General features: G+C 63.4%; 19 protein-coding genes and 1 riboswitch. Of the genes, 14 read left to right on the top strand and 5 right to left on the bottom strand.

What is annotated here, in order from left to right; genetic code table 11:
* Positions 1-13 precede the first annotated feature (13 nt).
* The 8 genes from E9536_RS30000 to E9536_RS29970 all read left to right on the top strand — a co-directional run bounded on the left by E9536_RS30000 (position 14) and on the right by E9536_RS29970 (position 6258).
* Positions 14-508, top strand: coding sequence for a hypothetical protein (locus E9536_RS30000; protein WP_027789806.1), 495 nt, complete (start codon positions 14-16; stop codon positions 506-508).
* A gap of 38 nt (positions 509-546) precedes the next feature.
* Positions 547-1566 (top strand): hypothetical protein, encoded by a 1020-nt coding sequence (locus E9536_RS29995; RefSeq protein ID WP_059692765.1) that lies wholly within the window; start codon positions 547-549, stop codon positions 1564-1566.
* Between the two features lie 44 nt (positions 1567-1610).
* Entirely contained in the window at positions 1611-3077 is a 1467-nt protein-coding gene (locus E9536_RS29990) for an aldehyde dehydrogenase family protein (RefSeq protein ID WP_027789804.1), read from the top strand.
* 8 nt (positions 3078-3085) lie between these two features.
* The gene (locus tag E9536_RS29985; RefSeq protein ID WP_060064688.1) at positions 3086-4153 is read left to right on the top strand and encodes a maleylacetate reductase; all 1068 of its coding nucleotides are present in this window, start codon (positions 3086-3088) and stop codon (positions 4151-4153) included.
* 27 nt (positions 4154-4180) lie between these two features.
* Positions 4181-4318: a hypothetical protein gene (locus E9536_RS41630; protein ID WP_168799592.1), complete on the top strand. Its 138-nt coding sequence runs from the start codon at positions 4181-4183 to the stop codon at positions 4316-4318.
* A gap of 5 nt (positions 4319-4323) precedes the next feature.
* Complete coding sequence (locus tag E9536_RS29980; protein WP_136471773.1) at positions 4324-4635, top strand: YciI family protein; 312 nt, start codon at positions 4324-4326, stop codon at positions 4633-4635.
* A 3-nt stretch (positions 4636-4638) separates the two neighbouring features.
* Positions 4639-4974 (top strand): Rieske 2Fe-2S domain-containing protein, encoded by a 336-nt coding sequence (locus tag E9536_RS29975; RefSeq protein ID WP_059692768.1) that lies wholly within the window; start codon positions 4639-4641, stop codon positions 4972-4974.
* Positions 4975-5169: 195 nt separating this feature from the next.
* Positions 5170-6258: a porin gene (locus E9536_RS29970; RefSeq protein WP_136471771.1), complete on the top strand. Its 1089-nt coding sequence runs from the start codon at positions 5170-5172 to the stop codon at positions 6256-6258.
* A 45-nt stretch (positions 6259-6303) separates the two neighbouring features.
* On the opposite strand, the gene E9536_RS29965 is transcribed toward E9536_RS29970, so the two are convergent.
* Positions 6304-6963 (bottom strand): glutathione S-transferase family protein, encoded by a 660-nt coding sequence (locus E9536_RS29965; protein ID WP_136471769.1) that lies wholly within the window; start codon positions 6961-6963, stop codon positions 6304-6306.
* A 123-nt stretch (positions 6964-7086) separates the two neighbouring features.
* On the opposite strand from E9536_RS29965, the gene E9536_RS29960 reads away from it, so the two are divergent.
* The 6 genes from E9536_RS29960 (at position 7087) to E9536_RS29935 (ending at position 13155) form a co-directional block, all read left to right on the top strand.
* Positions 7087-7902 (top strand): helix-turn-helix domain-containing protein, encoded by an 816-nt coding sequence (locus E9536_RS29960; protein ID WP_059692772.1) that lies wholly within the window; start codon positions 7087-7089, stop codon positions 7900-7902.
* 184 nt (positions 7903-8086) lie between these two features.
* Complete coding sequence (locus E9536_RS29955) at positions 8087-8932, top strand: hypothetical protein (protein ID WP_348772191.1); 846 nt, start codon at positions 8087-8089, stop codon at positions 8930-8932.
* Positions 8933-9208: 276 nt separating this feature from the next.
* Positions 9209-10231, top strand: coding sequence for a hypothetical protein (locus tag E9536_RS29950; RefSeq protein WP_168799591.1), 1023 nt, complete (start codon positions 9209-9211; stop codon positions 10229-10231).
* Complete coding sequence (locus E9536_RS42225) at positions 10228-11718, top strand: hypothetical protein (RefSeq protein WP_060085700.1); 1491 nt, start codon at positions 10228-10230, stop codon at positions 11716-11718. Before E9536_RS29950 ends, E9536_RS42225 begins: the two co-directional genes overlap by 4 nt.
* Positions 11719-11901: 183 nt before the next feature.
* A riboswitch (SAM-I-IV-variant riboswitch) is annotated at positions 11902-12005 on the top strand.
* A 42-nt stretch (positions 12006-12047) separates the two neighbouring features.
* The gene (locus E9536_RS41625; protein ID WP_148668956.1) at positions 12048-12386 is read left to right on the top strand and encodes a hypothetical protein; all 339 of its coding nucleotides are present in this window, start codon (positions 12048-12050) and stop codon (positions 12384-12386) included.
* A 25-nt stretch (positions 12387-12411) separates the two neighbouring features.
* Entirely contained in the window at positions 12412-13155 is a 744-nt protein-coding gene (locus E9536_RS29935) for an NTF2 fold immunity protein (protein WP_168799590.1), read from the top strand.
* Between the two features lie 350 nt (positions 13156-13505).
* Here the strand turns inward: E9536_RS29935 and E9536_RS29930 are convergent, their stop codons facing one another.
* From E9536_RS29930 to E9536_RS29915, 4 genes are all read right to left on the bottom strand, one after another.
* Positions 13506-15953 carry a heavy metal translocating P-type ATPase gene (locus E9536_RS29930; protein ID WP_282186928.1) on the bottom strand — a complete coding sequence of 816 codons (2448 nt, stop codon included), beginning with the start codon at positions 15951-15953 and terminating at the stop codon, positions 13506-13508.
* A gap of 214 nt (positions 15954-16167) precedes the next feature.
* A complete protein-coding gene (locus tag E9536_RS29925; protein WP_060171563.1) occupies positions 16168-16434 on the bottom strand; it encodes a DUF5676 family membrane protein in 267 nt (88 codons plus the stop codon).
* Positions 16435-16505: 71 nt separating this feature from the next.
* Positions 16506-17162 carry an isoprenylcysteine carboxylmethyltransferase family protein gene (locus E9536_RS29920; protein WP_136471763.1) on the bottom strand — a complete coding sequence of 219 codons (657 nt, stop codon included), beginning with the start codon at positions 17160-17162 and terminating at the stop codon, positions 16506-16508.
* On the bottom strand, positions 17146-17400 hold the full coding sequence (locus E9536_RS29915; protein ID WP_081066035.1) for a DUF2933 domain-containing protein: 255 nt from the start codon (positions 17398-17400) through the stop codon (positions 17146-17148). The genes E9536_RS29920 and E9536_RS29915 overlap by 17 nt, the downstream gene beginning before the upstream one ends.
* Between the last annotated feature and the right edge of the window lie 16 nt (positions 17401-17416).

The following is a 17416-nucleotide window of genomic DNA, read 5'->3' as shown; positions in this document are numbered from 1 at the left end:
TCAGGAGACAGCAATGACCGACACGGCATTCCACACCGTCTTTGGCTCGCTCGACCATTACCGGAAGGGCGAGATCGAAATCACCAGCGGCAGCGCCCGCCACTACGCGTTCTCGAACGTGTTCGAGGTCGCATCGAAATCGGCTCCGTATGAAAAGGTCGTCGCCGGCAAGAACCTCGAATACGTGATCGAAGTGCTGCGGACCGACGGCCAGTCGCCGTGGTTCGCGTGCCCGCACGACGAGTTCGTGATCCAGATGGACGGCGAAGTCCGGATCGACTTCATCAAGCTCGATTCGCCGCCGAAGTCGGGGCGCGGCACCGTGAGCGCCGGCGCCCAGCCGGCCGGCCGCAAGATGGGGTATGTCGTGCTGCGCAAGGGCCATCAGGCGCTGCTGCCGGCCGGTTGTGCATACCGCTTCACCGCGAGCCGGCCGGGCGTCGCGCTGGTGCAGACCGTCCTTGGCGAGCTGTCCGTGGAGAAGTGGGCCGAAATCTGCCTGCACTGATTCGTCCGACCTCATTCGACATTCCCAGGAGACACGTTATGGCCACCCTCGACACCCTCGACCTTTCCACGGGCTTTGCCGCCGATCTGGTGCGATCGACCGAAGCCGATGCCGTCACCGGCTACCGCCGCTTCCAGCTCGGCGAATTCGCGTTCCAGCGCGACGAATACTTTGTGAAGATCAGCTGGCCCGCGAAAGGCCGGACCCGCACGCATGCGATGCCGGCGGACGCATTCCTGCGCGCGATGATGCGCGACGTGGCGTGGGGCTTCTTCTACGGCTGGGTGAATTTCGACCACGTGTTCGGCACACGCAATCACTACGGCAAGGTGGACGTGTATGCGGGCACGTTCAACGGCATCCTGAAGGACGCCGGCGTCGACTACACCGAGACATTCGAAACGCCCACGATCATGGCGACCTTCAAGGCGATGCTGCACGACTGGACGAACGAAGGCTTCGATCCGTTCGCGGCGCCCGAGGAAACGGGCACGGCGTTCGGGCGCAAGCACGGCGACAACGGCGCGGCGATCGAGCGCACGCGCATCGCGACGCGCCGCATGCCGGGCCTCGAAGGCGACTCGCCGCTGCGCGACGACCTGCCGGTCAACCGCGCGTTCCTCGACGTCGCGCAGGACGAACCGGAAGTGCATGTCGAGCCGGGCTTCGAAGGCGAACTGCACGCGTTCAATCTGTTCAAGTACCTGTCGCGCTCGGACGTCACGTGGAATCCGTCGGTCACGTCGGTCTGCGGGCGCAGCCTGTTCTGCCCGACCACCGAGGAATTCATCCTGCCGGTGTTCCATGGCAACGACCGCGTCGAATGGTTCCTGCAACTGTCCGACGAAATCGTGTGGGACATCGGCGACAAGAACACCGGCGCACCGCGCGCACGCGTCACGATGCGCGCAGGCGACATCTGCGCGATGCCCGCCGACATCCGGCATCAGGGTTATTCGACGAAGCGGTCGATGCTGCTCGTCTGGGAAAACGCGACGCCGGACCTGCCGCAACGCTACGAGAGCGGCGAGCTCGCGCCGTATCCGATCGCGTTCTGAGCAACGCAGCCGCTTCCGCTTCAGCCCTGTACCGAGGACGATTCATGCAAACCCAACTCTTCATCGACGGGCGTTTCGTTGACGCCGTCGACCGCGGCACGATCGACGTGCTGAACCCGCACGACGGCTCCGTCATCACGAAGATCGCGGCAGCCGACGCGGCGGATGTCGATCTCGCCGTCGAAGCCGCCGCGCGCGCGTTTCCCAAATGGTCGGCCCTGCCGGCCGCCGAACGCGGCCGGTTGCTGCTGCGCCTCGCCGACGCAATCGAGGCCAACGCCGACGAACTGGCGCGGCTCGAATCGCTGGACACCGGCCACCCGATCCGCGATTCGCGTGCGCTCGACGTGCCGCGCACGGCCGCCTGCTTCCGCTACTTCGGCGGCATGGCCGACAAGCTGCAAGGCTCGGTGATTCCGGTCGAAACCGGCTTCCTGAACTACGTGCAGCGTGCGCCGATCGGCGTGGTCGGCCAGATCGTGCCGTGGAATTTTCCGCTGATGTTCACGAGCTGGAAGATGGGCCCGGCACTCGCCGCCGGCAACACCGTCGTGCTCAAGCCGTCGGAAATCACGCCGCTGTCGACGTTGCGCATCGTCGAGCTGATGGCCGAGGTCGGGTTTCCCGCCGGTGTCGTCAATATCGTCCCGGGCTACGGGCATACGGCCGGCCAGCGGCTCGCCGAACATCCGGGGGTCGGCAAGATCGCGTTCACGGGGTCGACGGCCACCGGCCGCCGGATCGTCGAAGCGTCGCAGGGCAACCTGAAGCGCGTGCAGCTCGAACTGGGCGGCAAGGGCGCCAACCTCGTCTTCGACGATGCCGACCTCGACGCGGCCATCAACGGCGCCGCATGGGCGATCTTCCACAACCAGGGGCAGGCGTGCATCGCCGGTTCGCGTCTCGTGCTGCACGAACGCATCGCGGATGAATTCCTCGAGCGATTTGTCGCGCTCGCGTCGTCGATCCGCATCGGCAACCCGCTCGACGCCGATACCGAGATGGGGCCGCTGACCTCGAAGCAGCACCTCGATCGCGTGCTGTCGTACGTCGACGTCGCGCGCGAGCAGGGCGGCCGCGTGCTCACGGGCGGCAGCGCGCCGCAGGACCCGGCGCTCGCCGGCGGCTACTACGTGCGCCCGACGGTCATCGAAGCGAGGAGCGCGGCCGATCGCGTCGCGCAGGAGGAAGTGTTCGGCCCGTTCGTCACGGTGCTGCGCTTCGGCAGCGACGACGAAGCGCTGGCCATCGCCAACGCGACGGAATACGGGCTGGGCAGCGGCCTCTGGACGAAGGACCTCTCGCGCGCGCACCGGATGGCATCGCGGATCAACGCAGGCATGTGCTGGATCAACTGCTACAAGCGCGTCAATCCGGGCAGCCCGTTCGGCGGCGTCGGCAAGTCGGGTTATGGCCGCGAGATGGGCTTCGAGGCCATGCACGACTACACGGAAGCGCGATCGGTGTGGGTCAACGTCGACGGCAACGTGCCGCCGCACTTCAAGCGCTGAGGTTTTCCATGGATCGCTTCGTCTATCAGGGCACGCCTTCCCGCGTGGTGTTCGAATGGGGCGCACTCGCGAGGCTGCCGGACGAGCTGTCGACGCTCGGCGCCCGCCGCGCGCTTGTCTTGTCCACGCCCGAGCAGCGGCCGCTCGCCGAGCGCGTGGAGGCGATCCTGGGCGAGCGTGCGGCCGGCATCTGTGCGCAGGCGGTCATGCACGTGCCGGTCGAGGTCGCGCATGCCGCCCGCGAGATGGCCGGCGAGCTGGACGCGGACTGCTGCGTCGCGATCGGCGGCGGCTCGACGATCGGGCTCGGCAAGGCCATTGCGCTCGAGTCGGTGTTGCCGATCCTGGCCGTGCCGACGACGTACGCCGGTTCGGAAATGACGCCGATCTTCGGGCTCACGGAAGGCCGACTGAAGCGCACCGGGCGCGACGCGCGCGTGCTGCCGCGTACGGTGCTCTACGACCCGTCGCTGACGGTGTCGCTGCCGCCGGACATTTCCGCGGCGTCGGGCATCAATGCGATGGCGCACGCCGTCGAGGCGCTCTATGCGGAAGACGCGAACCCGGTGATCAGCCTGATGGCGGAAGAGTCGATCCGCGCGCTCGGTGAAGCGTTGCCCGTGATCGTGCGCGATCCGGAACATCGCGCGATGCGCAGCCGCGCGTTGTACGGCGCGTGGCTCGCCGGAACCTGCCTGGGCGCGGTCGGCATGGCGCTGCACCACAAGCTGTGCCACACGCTCGGCGGCACCTTCAACCTGCCGCACGCACAGACGCACGCGGCGATGCTGCCGCATACCGCGCACTACAACCATGCCGCCGCGCCCGATGCGCTGCGCCGCGTGGCGCGCGCCTTGGGCGGGAACGACGCAGCCGAAGCCGGCCCGCTGCTGTTCGCGCTGAATGCGCGGCTCGGCATCGCACCGGCGCTCGCCGACCTCGGGATGCCGGAGAGCGGTCTCGACGAAGCGGCCGACCTCGCCTGTCGCAACCCGTACGCGAACCCGCGGCCGATCGAACGCGCGGCGATTCGCGCGCTGCTTCAGCACGCATGGGAAGGACGCGCACCGCGGTGAGCGGCTCGCGCGTCAATGGAGACAGACATGAGCGATGACCACCATGACGGCAATGCCGGACTGACCGGGCAGGTCGCCGCCGGCTTCGACGGCACGCCAGGCGCGCGCCTGCGCGTACGGTGCCTCGTACGGCCTCTTCGCGCGTTCGTCCTCGACCGGAGTTGATCGACATGGCGCGATTTTTTGCGGTGTTTGCGACGGATCAGCCGGGCATGCGCGACGTGCGCGATCGCATGCGGCCGATTCATCGAACCTACCTGCGCTCGGCCGACCAGCACGGCGTGGTCGTGCGGCTCGGCGGCCCGACGCTGGACCCGCACGGCGACGCGATGAACGGCACGCTGCTCGTCGTGGAGGCGGACGACATTCACACGGTGATGCAGTTCGTCGGCAACGATCCGTACGTGAAGGAAGGGCTGTTTTCGCACGTCGAAGTGCGGCCGTGGGACTGGAGCCTCGGCAATCCCGAGCAGCGGGTGTGAGACATGGAAGCCCGACAACTCTGCCGTTTTTCCGATGTGCCCGACGGCGGCGCGCGGGTCGTCGACGAGGCCTGCATCGGACGTCCCGTGATCGTCGTGAGACGCGGCGGGCAGGTGTGGGCGTACGTGAATCGCTGCCCGCACTTCTCGGTGCCGCTCGATTTCGTCCCGGGCAGCGTTTCCTGTTACCGGTCGCAGGTGTTGATGTGTGCCCATCACAGCGCGCTGTTCCGGTTCGACGATGGCGTGTGTATCGACGGGCCTTGCTCGGGTTCTGCGCTGGAGGCCGTGACGGTCGAGGTGGATTCCACCGCGTGGATCGTCCATCGGGGCGCTTGATTCGGGCGCTTCGACGAGTACGAGCGGGGCGGGTCGATGCGGCGGTCATCGAATTGATCAATCAGTCGAGCTAACCATGGTTCAGGCGTTGTTCGATTCCGCCTGAATGAACGCAATTTCCTTTGAAGCACCGAGCGAGCACCCGCCACGTAGCGGGTGGCGGCCTCGCATTTTCATAAAAAAGACGGAGACGACATGAAACTCAGGTTTGGAGCAGTGGTGATGCTTGCCGTGGCGCACGGCGCATGGGCACAGAGCAGCGTGACGATGTTCGGTCTGATCGATGCAGGCATTTCTTATGTCAGCAACGAGGGCGGCGGAAAGAACGTCAAGTTCGACGACGGCATATTCGCGCCCAATCTCTTCGGCTTTCGCGGGACTGAAGACCTCGGTGGCGGGTATCGCGCGACGTTCGCGCTCGTGAACCAGTTCTCGATGGCGAACGGCAGCATCGTCGGGACGGGGATTTTCGGCCGCAACGCGTATGTGGGCCTCGAAAGCAACCGGTTCGGCCGCATCACGCTGGGCAACCAGTACGACTTCATGGTGGATTCGCTCTTTTCGAAGGGCAATGCGATCGCGCGCGATATCTCGGGGCTGTACGGCTTTCGCAATGGCCCGTTCCAGCGTCTCGCGCTACCGGGCAATCCGACTGGTGCGTTCGATTGGGATCGCACGGCAGGCAGCAAGCCGATCGCGAATTCCGTCAAGTACAGTTCGCCGACGGTCGCGGGTTTTTCCGGCGGCGTGATGTACGCGTTCGGCGGGGTGGCCGGCTCGGTCGGCGCGGACAATGCGGTCAGCGCCGGGGTGAGCTACGAGATGGGGGCGTTCGGGATCGGTGCGGCCTACACGAACGAGAAGTACGGTCCCGCGCCTGGCGTGCCGACCACCAGCGTGCGCAACTGGGGTGTCGGGATGCATTACGACTTCGGTGCCGTGACCGCGAGTGCGCTGGTGACGACCGTGCACAACGCGTTCAACGATGCCGGCGTGTGGATGGCGGAGACCGGCGGGCTGTGGCACATCAGGCCGGATGTCGTGCTGGGCGCGAAGTACATGTACATGAAGGGCAACGAAGCGGTGAACGACAACCACGCGCATCAGGTCAGTGTGGCGCTTCAGTACCTGTTTTCGAAGCGGACGATGGTTTATGTATCGGCCGACTACCAACGCTCGAACAGCGGCGCGAATGCGCAGGTCAACGGCGTGCTGGATCCGAACGGGGCTTCAGGTTCGGCGAACCAGACGGTGGCGCGGGTGGGGCTGCATACGGTGTTTTGACGGGGCGGCGGGCGGATCCGGGGCCAAGGTCGGCCCGCCAATGGACTACTCTGCTGCGGCCGCCGCCTCTTTGGCCTTGTCCTGTTCCGCCGCCAGCGCGGCATCTGCCGCCTGCGCGCGCTGGATGGCCGGGCGCGCAAGCACGCGATCGATGTAGGCGCGAATGCGCGGCGTCTCGGGCACCAGCTTGAACATCGTGGTCCAGTTCAGCGCCGAGCCCCACAGCACGTCGACCGCGGTAAAGCGCTCGCCCAGCAGGTAAGGCCCCTGCGCCAGTTGCGCATCGATCGTGTCGACGACGGTATCGAAGTCGCCATAGGGCGACGTCGAGTAGGCCGCGGGCGGGCGATTCATCGATCGGTCGACGAGGGCCGGCTCGAAACACGAACCGTAGAACGTCATCCAGCGCAGATAGGGGCCGCGCAGCGAATCGCCCGGCGCCGGCGACAGGCCGGCTTCCGGATACAGTTCCGCCGCATACAGGTAGACGGCCGCCTGCTCGGTGACGATCACGTCGCCGTGACGCAGCGCGGGAACCTTGCCCAGCGGATTGATGCGCAGGTATTCGGCGTCGCGGTGTTTTCCGGTGGAGAGATCGAACGCGTGCAGTTCATGGTCGGCGCTCAGTTCCTCGAGCAGCATCCGCACGCCGGCCGAGCGGCTGCGCGGAGAGTGGAACAGGGTCAGGTGACGGTCTTGCGGCATGGCGGGCTCCGGTGGGTGCGTTCGTCGGCAGGGGTTCGAATGTAGGACGGTTGCGCCCCCTCGTCTTGGAAAAACCCGCTGCGGCGGTGCATCATTGCGCCTTCACCTCACCGGTTCCCGACCATGGCCGACCTGCGTAACGTGACCGACACGCCCAAGGGCGTGGTCGGCCCGAAGGCGATCAATCAGCGCTTCCGTCTCAATCGTTATCACCCGCGAGCCGAACTGGCCGGCGTGCTGGATCACCACTGGATCGTCGAATGGGATCTGCGCGGCCAGCCGCCTTACGTGCAGCGCACACTGCCGTATCCGTGCGTGAATGTGGTGTTCGACCGGCGGCAGACGGGGATCTTCGGTGTGGTGTCGGGGGCGTTCGAGACGACGCTCGCGGGCGCCGGCAGGGTGATCGGCTTGCGGTTCCGGCCGGGCGCGTTCCGGGCGTTTTTCGGCAAACCGGTGCATCTGACGACCGACAAGGTGCTGCCGGTGTCGACGCTGTTCGGCTGCGGCGATGCGGAAGCCGAAGCGGCCGTGCTCGGCGCCGGGGACGATGCCGGGATGGTGGCGGCGGCCGAGGCGCTGCTGTTGCGGGTGCTGCCGCCGCCCGATCCGCAGGTCGAGCGTATTCATGCCATCTTGCAGATGCTGCAGCAGGACATCGGGCTTACGCAGGTGCGCGACCTGGCCGAGCGTGCGGGGTTGAGCGAACGCACGTTGCAGCAGCTCTTTTCCAGCCATGTCGGGGTGACGCCCAAATGGGTGATCTGTCGTTATCGCCTGCACGAAGCCGCGGACAAGCTCGCGGGCGGCGAGGCGGTCGATCTCGCGGAGCTGGCCCAGGCGTTGGGGTATTTCGATCAGGCGCACTTCACGCGCGACTTCCGGAAGCTGGTGGGGAAGGCGCCGGCGGAGTATCGGCGCGAGGACGGGCGGGGATGAGTGTGCGGATTCCTGACGGGGGGCGCTGCGCGTTTCCCACCGGTTGTTGCCGCCCGGGCAACACGGTAGTGTGTCCGTTGGCCTGCCGCCGTGCCGACGACGAACCTATGATGGGCGCGCCGGCCGTCCGTGAATATCAAACGGCGGGTGCGTTGCCGATCATTCCACCCTATAGTGCACGTCGTTGATCGATCTGCAAGAAACTCAGGAGTTCGTCGTGTTTTACCGGAAATCCACATTGGGTCGCTCGAACTACGCGTGCATCGTCGCCCTGACGATGATGCTGGCGCCGGTCGCGGCGCATGCAGCGGCGGAGGCTGCGGACGGCACGGCGCGCGTCGCGTCGGCTGTCCATCCCGACACGTCGCCGGCACGACCGATTGCCGGCGACGACCCGGTTGCAATCCGGGACGCACTGAAGAAGCTGCACATCACTACCCTCTCACCTTCGTTGCGCGACCGGGTTCGCGGCCTGGTGTCCAGCGCGGTCGACCGGCGTGGCCCGAATCCCGACCTGGCGTCCGTCGATCTGGATCGTGACGTGACGTTCGTAGTACCGGTGCGGTACGGGCTGAGGTACTCGTCACGCCGGCACCTGTTGACGCTGGACGTCGACCTGTTCGACGCAGAGCGCAACGACCGGACGGGCATCCTGCTCAGAAAAGTCACGACGGGGCCGCGAGGGCGCGGGCTCGTGATTGCACCGGAAGCGAAGGCGAAAGGGTACATCCAGCACGTCGACATCATCGAACTCGATTCCGGCCAAGGAAAAAAGACCGCGATTCGTAGCCGCATGCGGCTATCGCCCGCCGAGCACGCACGAGCGAGCGGCGAATTCGCACTCGTTTTCTCCGGGCGGCTGGTTCGGCCTTACCTGACGGAACAAACCGAGCATGTCGATCCGAGTATCGACGAGCCGACCGACATCACGACGAGGATCTCCACGCTACACATGGATATCCATGACATCTCGCTGGTGAGTGAGTCGAGCGGCATCGTCGTGTCGAAGAAGCTGCACTTGTCGAAGTAGCGGGGTTCTCGAACGGGGCTTCGACCGGCCACGAAGCTCCGCATGTGAAGGCGGACGATGCTACGGGGCGCGGACGGTTGTGTCGCAGCCGATCTGCCGTCCGGGCATCCGTGAGGCTGCCTCGGCCCTCATGTAAGATGCGCACAGCTTCACCCGGTCTTGAGAGGGGCCGGTTCTCGCGCCACAACGGCAATCAGCCGCACAACAACAAGGAAGCCACGAGAAATGCCGGGGATTCCCGCTGAAACCTTTACTGTCTGGCACACGATCCTGTCCGTGGCCCGACACGCACCGTCGCCGCACAACGTTCAGCCGTGGCGGGTGCAACTGATCTCGGACGATTGCGCCGAGCTGTTCATCGACGGCACGCGCACGCTGCCGAAAGAAGACACGACCGGCGCGTTCCTGTTGTCCGCGATGGGCATGTTCATCGACGCGATCGATCTGCTCGCGGCACCGCATGGCTTGCGCGTCGAATGGCAACTGCATCGCCCGGTGCAGGAATTCGCGGCGATCCTGTCCCGGCCGACGCCGCCGGGGCTGATTCCGTTCGCTGCGCTGCGGCTTGTCGCCAACACCAACGCGGATGCGCCGCGCGACGATCCGTCTGCGCTGATGCTGGCGCGCCGCACGTCGCGCATTTCGATGGACCCGACACCGGTGCCGGATGCCGCCGTCACGCAACTGGCGGCGCTGGCCGACGAATGGGGGCATCGATATACGCATCTGTCGGGTGCGGAACTGATCGAGCCGATCATCGCGGCGAACATCGACGCCGTGTTTCATGACATGAACGTCGCGGACTACCACGATGAAATCACGGCCTGGTTCCGGTTCACGGAACGCTCGACTGCCCGACATCGCGACGGTCTCGACTGGCGCTGCATGAACCTGTCGCGCGCCGAGTTCTGGATGTCCGCGCGTCTGTCGAAGATCCTGATGTTCAAGCCGACGCGCTTCTATTTCAAGCGCCGGTACCGGTCGCAGCTCGGCCATGTGCCGGTGATCGGCGTGTTGAGCGGCGATTTCTTCAATCCGGAGAAGGCGATCGAGTCGGGCCGCTTCCTGCTGCGCTTCTGGCTGGCGCTGACGAGCCTCAGCCTGTACCTGCATCCGTACGGCAACCTGGTCACGAACCCCGACGCCGCCGCGTGGTTCAGCACGCATGCCGGGGTCGACCGCGCATGGCTCGTGTTCAAGGTCGGCTACTCGCGTACGCCGCCGCAAAGCCAGCGCAGGGCGCTTGCCGACATCCTCGTCGATGCGCCGGTTCCATCCCATTCGCCGCAATCCGCATGAACACGCTCATTCGCCTCTTTCTCGAAGCCGTTCTCTGGACGCTCTGGTTCCTTCGCCGCGTGATCAGCGTCGACGGACGTCTCTATGTGTTCCTCAACGCGCCGATTTTTCAGCCGTATCTGGCTTATGTCGGCCGCATGCGCGCCCGCGTCGCGTTCCTCAAGGCGAGCACGTCGTGCCCGGCCTACATCGAGTTCCTGAAGGCCGAAGGCTACAAGGCCGGCGGCAAATGGCGGCTGGCGGACCTGCCCGCCATGACCAAGGAGAATTACATCAAGCGCTATTCGATCGAGCAGCGCTGCTACGGTGGCGCCATTCCGAAGTCGGGTGTCGTCATCGACGAATCGTCGGGGTCGACGGGGCAGCCGAACAACTGGGTGCGCAGCGCGGCCGAACGCAGCGACGTCAAGCGCATCCTGCAACTGAACTATCAGCTGGTGTTCCGCGACTCCGGCAAGATGCTGCTGAACTGCTTTGCGCTCGGGCCGTGGGCGACCGGCATGAACGTGTCGATGTCGCTCGTCGACGTCGGCATCATGAAGTCGATCGGCCCGGACAAGGCCAAGCTGATCAACACGCTGAAGCTGTTCGGGCCGAAATACCAGTACCTGATATTCGGCTACCCGCCGTTCATCCGTTCGGTGGTCGACGAATGCGATCTCGACCTGAGCGCGTACCACATCGATTTCATCGTCGGCGGGGAAGGGTTGTCGGAAGCGTTGCGCGACCATCTGCTGCGCAAGGCGAGCACGGTGATCTCGTCGTATGGCGCGTCGGACCTCGAGATCAACATCGGCGTCGAGACGCCGACGACGATCGGCCTGCGGCGTGCGTTGCTCACGCGGCCCGAGCTGTGCCGCGAGCTGTTCGGCCGCGATACGCCGCCGATGATTTTCCAGTACAACGCGCTCGATTATGTGATCGAAACGAATGACGATGGCGAACTGCTGGTGACCATCGGGCGGCAGTCGGGCGCGGCGCCGAAGATCCGGTACAACATTCGCGATTCGGGTGGGACGTATCGATTCCGCGAGCTGAACAGGCGCCTGTCGGCGCATGGCATGCGCCTGCAGGATTTTGCCGCGCGGACCAGCCATTTCCCGTTCCTGTTCGTGTACGGCCGCAACGATTCGAGCGTGCCGTTCTATGGCGCGAAAGTGTTCCCGTCCGACATCGAGCAGGTTCTGTCCGCTTCGCCGGTGCTGCATGACGCGATCAGCACGTTCCAGCTCGCGACGACCGAGGATGCGCAGTTGACGAGTTTCCTGCACCTCCATCTCGAACGGGCGTTGGGCAGTGCGCCGATGCCGCTCGACGATGCGGCGCTGCATGGCGAGATGGTCGAGGGTATGAAGCGCGTGAATCAGGATTTCCGCGAAGTGTCGAGGCTGTTCGATCCGAAGCAGGTGGTCGTGCATCTGCATGAGCACGATACGGGGCCGTTCCAGGGGCGGGATATCCGGATCAAGAACAGGTATATCGCGTGAGGGCGTAGGTTTCGGGGTGGTTGGAGGGCGGTGAGGAGGACTGACACAGCTCTTCCTGTCGAGTCGCTTACAAGGGCTGGATCGGTGAGGTCGTCCGGCTAAAGTGCCGCTCTCCCGACACTTCTTGCGCTACGCGTGCTTTTCGATATAATGAACCATCGTTCGGAATGTCGAACGAGAGAAATCAAGCATCCAGAGTCGGGTTATCCGACGCCAACCTGCCCTCCCGGGCAAGGTGGACGCCCTTGAGGCGATGCGGCCGATTTACGGCAACGAAACGGGAGCAGCATGGCTGGCACCGGTTCGATAACCACTCAACCGGAGCAATCATGCGCCAGGATACCGCTGCTTCCCGCCAGACCGTCTGTGAAGACTGGTCGCACCTCCTTCCCGGTTTCACGCTCACGCATACGGTTCATCTCGTTTCGGGATTGAATCCGGGCATCGTGTCGACAGCGGCTGCCGTACTCGAAGGCGAAACCGCCACGGTCGACCGGTGGGCCATCGCCCGCTGTGGCGACGTTCTCGAGCAGAAGATCGTTCTCGGGGAAATGACGGAAGGGCAAGCGGTTCGGCTGCGCGATCGACTTGCCGCGCTCGATGGCGTGCTGCGCACGAGGATGGAGCATCATTTCGTTCGGGCTGGTTCGGCTGCCTCCGGGAATTGAGCGGAGGGTGGCTGTCAGGCGATGCATGGTCGTTGTCGCCGTTCGGCTGATGTTGGTGCCAAATGAAAGCGCTCTGCGTCGCGTGCACATTGGACGTCACCGGTATTTTTTCCCACGGCCGCCCGTTGATCGCCGCGCGGCCAGTGCCAATTCATTGAACATTTCCGAGAGACTTGTGCGGAGCGAAGTCGAGCCGCCTGCTGCTCGTTGCGCGCGTCCCATTCCGCAAGCATGCGACCGACTCAAAGGCCCGCCGACCTTGCACGGTAAGATATCGACGGGCCTGCTGCCGGCTCCCTGGTTGGTTGTGGGCGATATTCTCAATCATGAGAGATTGAAGATGACGGATGATGATTTTGTGCGGGCGCGAACGGCATTGAGATCATTCATGTCGGAAATGAATCATTGGGAAAAGGATTTTTATAAGCAGAAGCGCAATGCCTTGGAGGGCGGGCTCGACGTATCGGAAGTTGACGAGTGTGCTCGGAAGGCGCTTTCGGGAATTTTCGAGAGATGGACATTGCAGGATAAGACAAACCAAGGTCGTCTGATTGACTTGGGTTGCTCGGATCCGCCGACATACAACCCTGAAACTGACATTGAAGACGGCGTGGAATCCGCCGACGGAGAGGTGGTTTTCATCATTCGTCAAACCGTCGGGATGTTGGCGATATTCCGAATCACCATGAAGAACGACGCGGGCGAGTGGAGTGTGAGAAAAAAGGAATTCGTCAATTTTAAGGACAAGTGGCAGCGGTCAGTGCTGTAGCGAGCGCTACCCGACCTGCTGTTCCGGTTCGGTGTCGTTCAAACCGGCGCGCCTCCCGAGGTGCGGGAGAACCGGATGAGAAACTGCTTGCAAGGGCCGGTGGTGCTTCAATCGCGTATGGTGATGCGCCATCGTGGAATCGACCGTCGTGTAGAGGAGGTTTGCTTTAGGGTCCGGCTGCGGATTCTCCGGAGAGACTGCTGGCGATCTGCCTGGTCGAGGCCATAGAGACGCTGTTTAATTCCAACACCCCTGACATCTATCTTCGGTCCGTACGAGATTCACAAAGCGAGCGGTGGCAAGGTTTCATCGAGGAAACAGTCCGAAAGGCTCGCATGCGGTATCGCTGCTCAAACTTTGGCGTTACGCAACCTCAGCGCGTTCGAGATGACAGACGCGGAACTCAAACTCATCGCAAGCGCCGCGATCATCGGCGAGAGCAGCAATCCTGTGAACGGGTAAAGTACCCCGGCCGCCAACGGAACCCCAAGCGCGTTGTACACGAACGCGAAGCCGAGGTTTTGCTTCATGTTCGCGACAGTTGCCTCGGACAGCTCTCGCGCTCGTGCGATGCCGCGCAAGTCGCCTTTGACGAGCGTCACTTGCGCGCTGCTCATCGCCACGTCCGTGCCTGTTCCCATGGCGACGCCGACATCGGCTTTCGCGAGCGCCGGGGCGTCGTTGATGCCGTCGCCAGCCATCGCCACAACATGCCGGGCCTGCTGGAGCTTCGTCACCAAGTCGAGCTTGTCGGCCGGCTTGACCTCGCCGTGATATTCGTCGATACCGAGTCTCTCGGCAACGGCCTTGGCCGTTACCACCCCATCGCCGGTCGCCATAACGACTCGGATGCCGTTCTCCTTCAACGTCGCAAGCGCCTCCGGCGTGGTGGTCTTGATTGGGTCGGCAACCGCAAGCAAACCGGCCAAACGGCCATCGACTGACAGGTACATGACGCTCGCACCTTGCGCTCGCATACGGTCTGCTTCCTTCGCTAGCGACTCGACGGACACCCGGTCAGTCTGCATGAGCGCGGTATTGCCCAACGCCAGCCGTCGACCGGCGACCAGCCCGCGCACGCCGATGCCCGTCACGGATTCGAATTTTTCCGCTCGGTCCAGCTGCACCCCTTTCTCGCGTGCCGCGGAGACGATTGCAGCCGCGAGCGGATGTTCGCTGCCTTGGTCGAGACTGGCGGCCAGGTGAAGCACTTCATCGGCCGAGTGTCCGTTCGTTCCGACAGCCCGCTCGAACGCAGGACGCCCTTCGGTCAGCGTCCCGGTCTTGTCCACAATCAGGACATCGACCTTTCGAAAATTCTCGATGGCAGCGGCGTCCCGAAAGAGAACCCCCGTGGTAGCACCTTTGCCGCTCGCCACCATGATGGACATCGGCGTCGCGAGCCCCAACGCGCATGGACACGCGATGATGAGCACTGCGACAGCGTTGATAAGGCCAAACACCCAGCTGGGCTCCGGCCCGAATATGCCCCACAGGAGGAATGTCAGAAACGCGACGCTGACGACCCCGACGACGAATACTCCCGCAACCTTATCCGCCATCCGCTGCATGGGCGCGCGAGACCGCTGAGCCTGCGCGACCATCTGCACGATTTGCGAGAGCACAGTCTGCGAGCCGACCTTCTCCGAGCGAATGACCAGACTGCCCGTTGCGTTCATCGTCGCGCCAATGACGTGGTCGCCGACACGCTTCGTGACCGGAATGGGCTCGCCTGTAATCATGGACTCGTCCAACGAACTCGTGCCGTCAGTCACGACACCATCCACAGGGACTTTCTCGCCTGGCCGCACCCGAAGCTGGTCGCCCACATGCACGTGGGACAACGGAATGTCTTCCTCTGAGCCGTTCGGGTTAATGCGGCGCGCCGTCTTGGGTGCGAGCCCTAGCAGCGCCTTGATGGCTGCGGACGTTTGCGAGCGGGCCTTAAGTTCGAGCAATTGTCCGAGTAGCGTCAGCGAAATGATGACTGCCGCAGCTTCAAAATACACGCTGACTCGGCCGTGCATGCTGTACGTTTCAGGAAACACGCCGGGGAAGATGGTGGCGATGACACTGTAGATATACGCCGCACCTGTTCCGAGCCCGATGAGGGTCCACATGTTGGGGCTGCGGTTCATGAACGAACGCGCGCATCGCGCGAAAAACGGTAGGCCTGCCCACAAGACGACCGGTGTCGACAGAATGAATTCGACCCAGCTCTCGCTGCGAACATCCATCAATTCGAAACGATGGCCGAACATCGCCAGGACGAACACTACGATGGTCAGTGGCAGCGTCCACCAGAATCGACGTCGGAAATCGACCAATTCGGGATTTTCGCCTTCGTCAACGCTGGGCAGAATCGGTTCCAGTGTCATGCCGCACTTCGGACATTGCCCGGGATGGTCCTGGCGAATTTCCGGGTGCATCGGGCACGTGTAGAGGGTGCCCCCGGGAACTGCTTGCGGTTGCTCAATGGTCGAGGGCTCGGCGTACTTGGACGGCGCAGCCTGGAATTTCTCCAGGCAAGCCTCGCTGCAGAACGTGTACCACTTGGCATGGTGTTCGCAGCGGAAGCGTGACGCATCGGTCACCGTCATTCCACAGACCGGGTCGCGAAGTGAATCTGCGCGATGAACGTGTTCTACCTGAACCTGATGGTGATGAGTATGCGCGTCGCGCCTATGCTCGGTGGAATGGGCATGCTTGTCCGTCTCACGAGCGTGAGATTCGCCCGATGCCCCGTGCTCGGAAATCCGTGGGTGATACAGCTTGTCTTCGCCGGATTGGCCGCTCATTTGATGCTCCTTTGAGTACCCGTTCCACTTCCGCTGGGGGCCGTTGCCCCGCGCGTTCGATATTGACGTAACGGCGGTGCCGCGAACGGTGAGGCCCTATTGTCAAATCGGGGCACGCCGGCGACGACGCTTCGATGTGTTGAGCGATAGCGCGGAGCAACGTTCATTCCATGCTTTTCCGTTGCAGGGAGATGGGTAGGTGTACGGAATTGCGTCAATTGGGTTCACTCAAGCGGTTGTGTAACCACGCGAAGAAGACGCCGGCTGCAAAGAACCAGACCGCGAACACAAAGGCCGGGTAGACAACAAACCACCAGGACAATGGCTCGCCCGTCTGGAGACGCCGGAAATCGAGTCCGTGAAAAAGTGCGTTCATGAAGTTCATGAACGGTTCGGGAAGTGCCATCCATACGAGCGTGCATAGGACATAGAAGAGCACAACCGTGGCCGAGAGCGTCACGCCAGTCTTGAAGGGCTTCATGCCAGCCTCCTCATCCCGGAAGAGTGCGATTGAGTTCGGCGGCAGCGCCAGCTGCGGAGAGCCGTCTGAAATCAATGTACTTGAGCCGGGCGTTTTCCGAACAAGTTCGGCACGAAGCGCGGCGTGTGTGCCGCGTATTCACGCCACGCAGTGCCGAACCGTGCCTCCGAATCGCGCTCCTCTTGTCTGGCTAGTCGAACGTACATGAAAACCAGAACAGGAAACATGGCCAAGGTCACGAGCGTGGGCCATTGGAGCAGGAAGCCCAGCATGATGACGACGAATCCGACGTACTGGGGATGTCGGATCTTCGAGTAGGGCCCGGTGGTGGCCAACTCGTTGTTACGCTGAGCTTCATACAGTACGTGCCATGCGGTGGACAACAAGTAGAAGCCGCCCAATATCAGGAAGAAACTGAGGAGATGCGGAAGTCCGCCATGCGGGTCGCCGTGTCTGCCGGTCAGGGTCCACCAGAGGTGTCCAGCGTCGTGCGACAGCAAATTGGCCTGTGGAAAGCGCGTCTGCAACCAACCCGACAGCAAATAGATGGTGAGCGGAAACCCGTACATCTCCGCGAATAGCGCGACGATGAAAGCGGAGAATCCACCGAACGTTCTCCAGTCCCGCTTTGTTGCCGGCTTGAAGAAGCTGAACGCGAAGATGATGAAGACGAGAGAATTGATAGCAACGAGGCTCCACAGCCCGTAACCGTCACCGATGCTGGTCATGACTGTCTCCCGAATCGGGGCGCCCATCGGTCGATTTTGTCCCATGATGCCCGTGCCCATGGTGCATAAACAGATGCATCAGCGGGCACGAGAGCAACAGCAAATAGGGCAACACGCCAAGGAAATGGGCGCGATGTTCCGTGAGTAACAGGAAGAGTGCGATTGCAGCGAAGCCTGCGAGCGCGATGGCCGACCGCGATTTCCAGAACGACCGACCAGCATGCGGGCTGTCATCCATGGCTGCCTCCTGTTTC

The organism is Burkholderia sp. LS-044 (genome assembly GCF_004803625.1).
In the GTDB taxonomy this organism is placed as follows: Bacteria; Pseudomonadota; Gammaproteobacteria; order Burkholderiales; family Burkholderiaceae; genus Burkholderia; species Burkholderia cepacia.
Note: the sequence above shows the minus strand (reverse complement) of the source record. Positions and strands in the feature narration are given on the sequence as shown.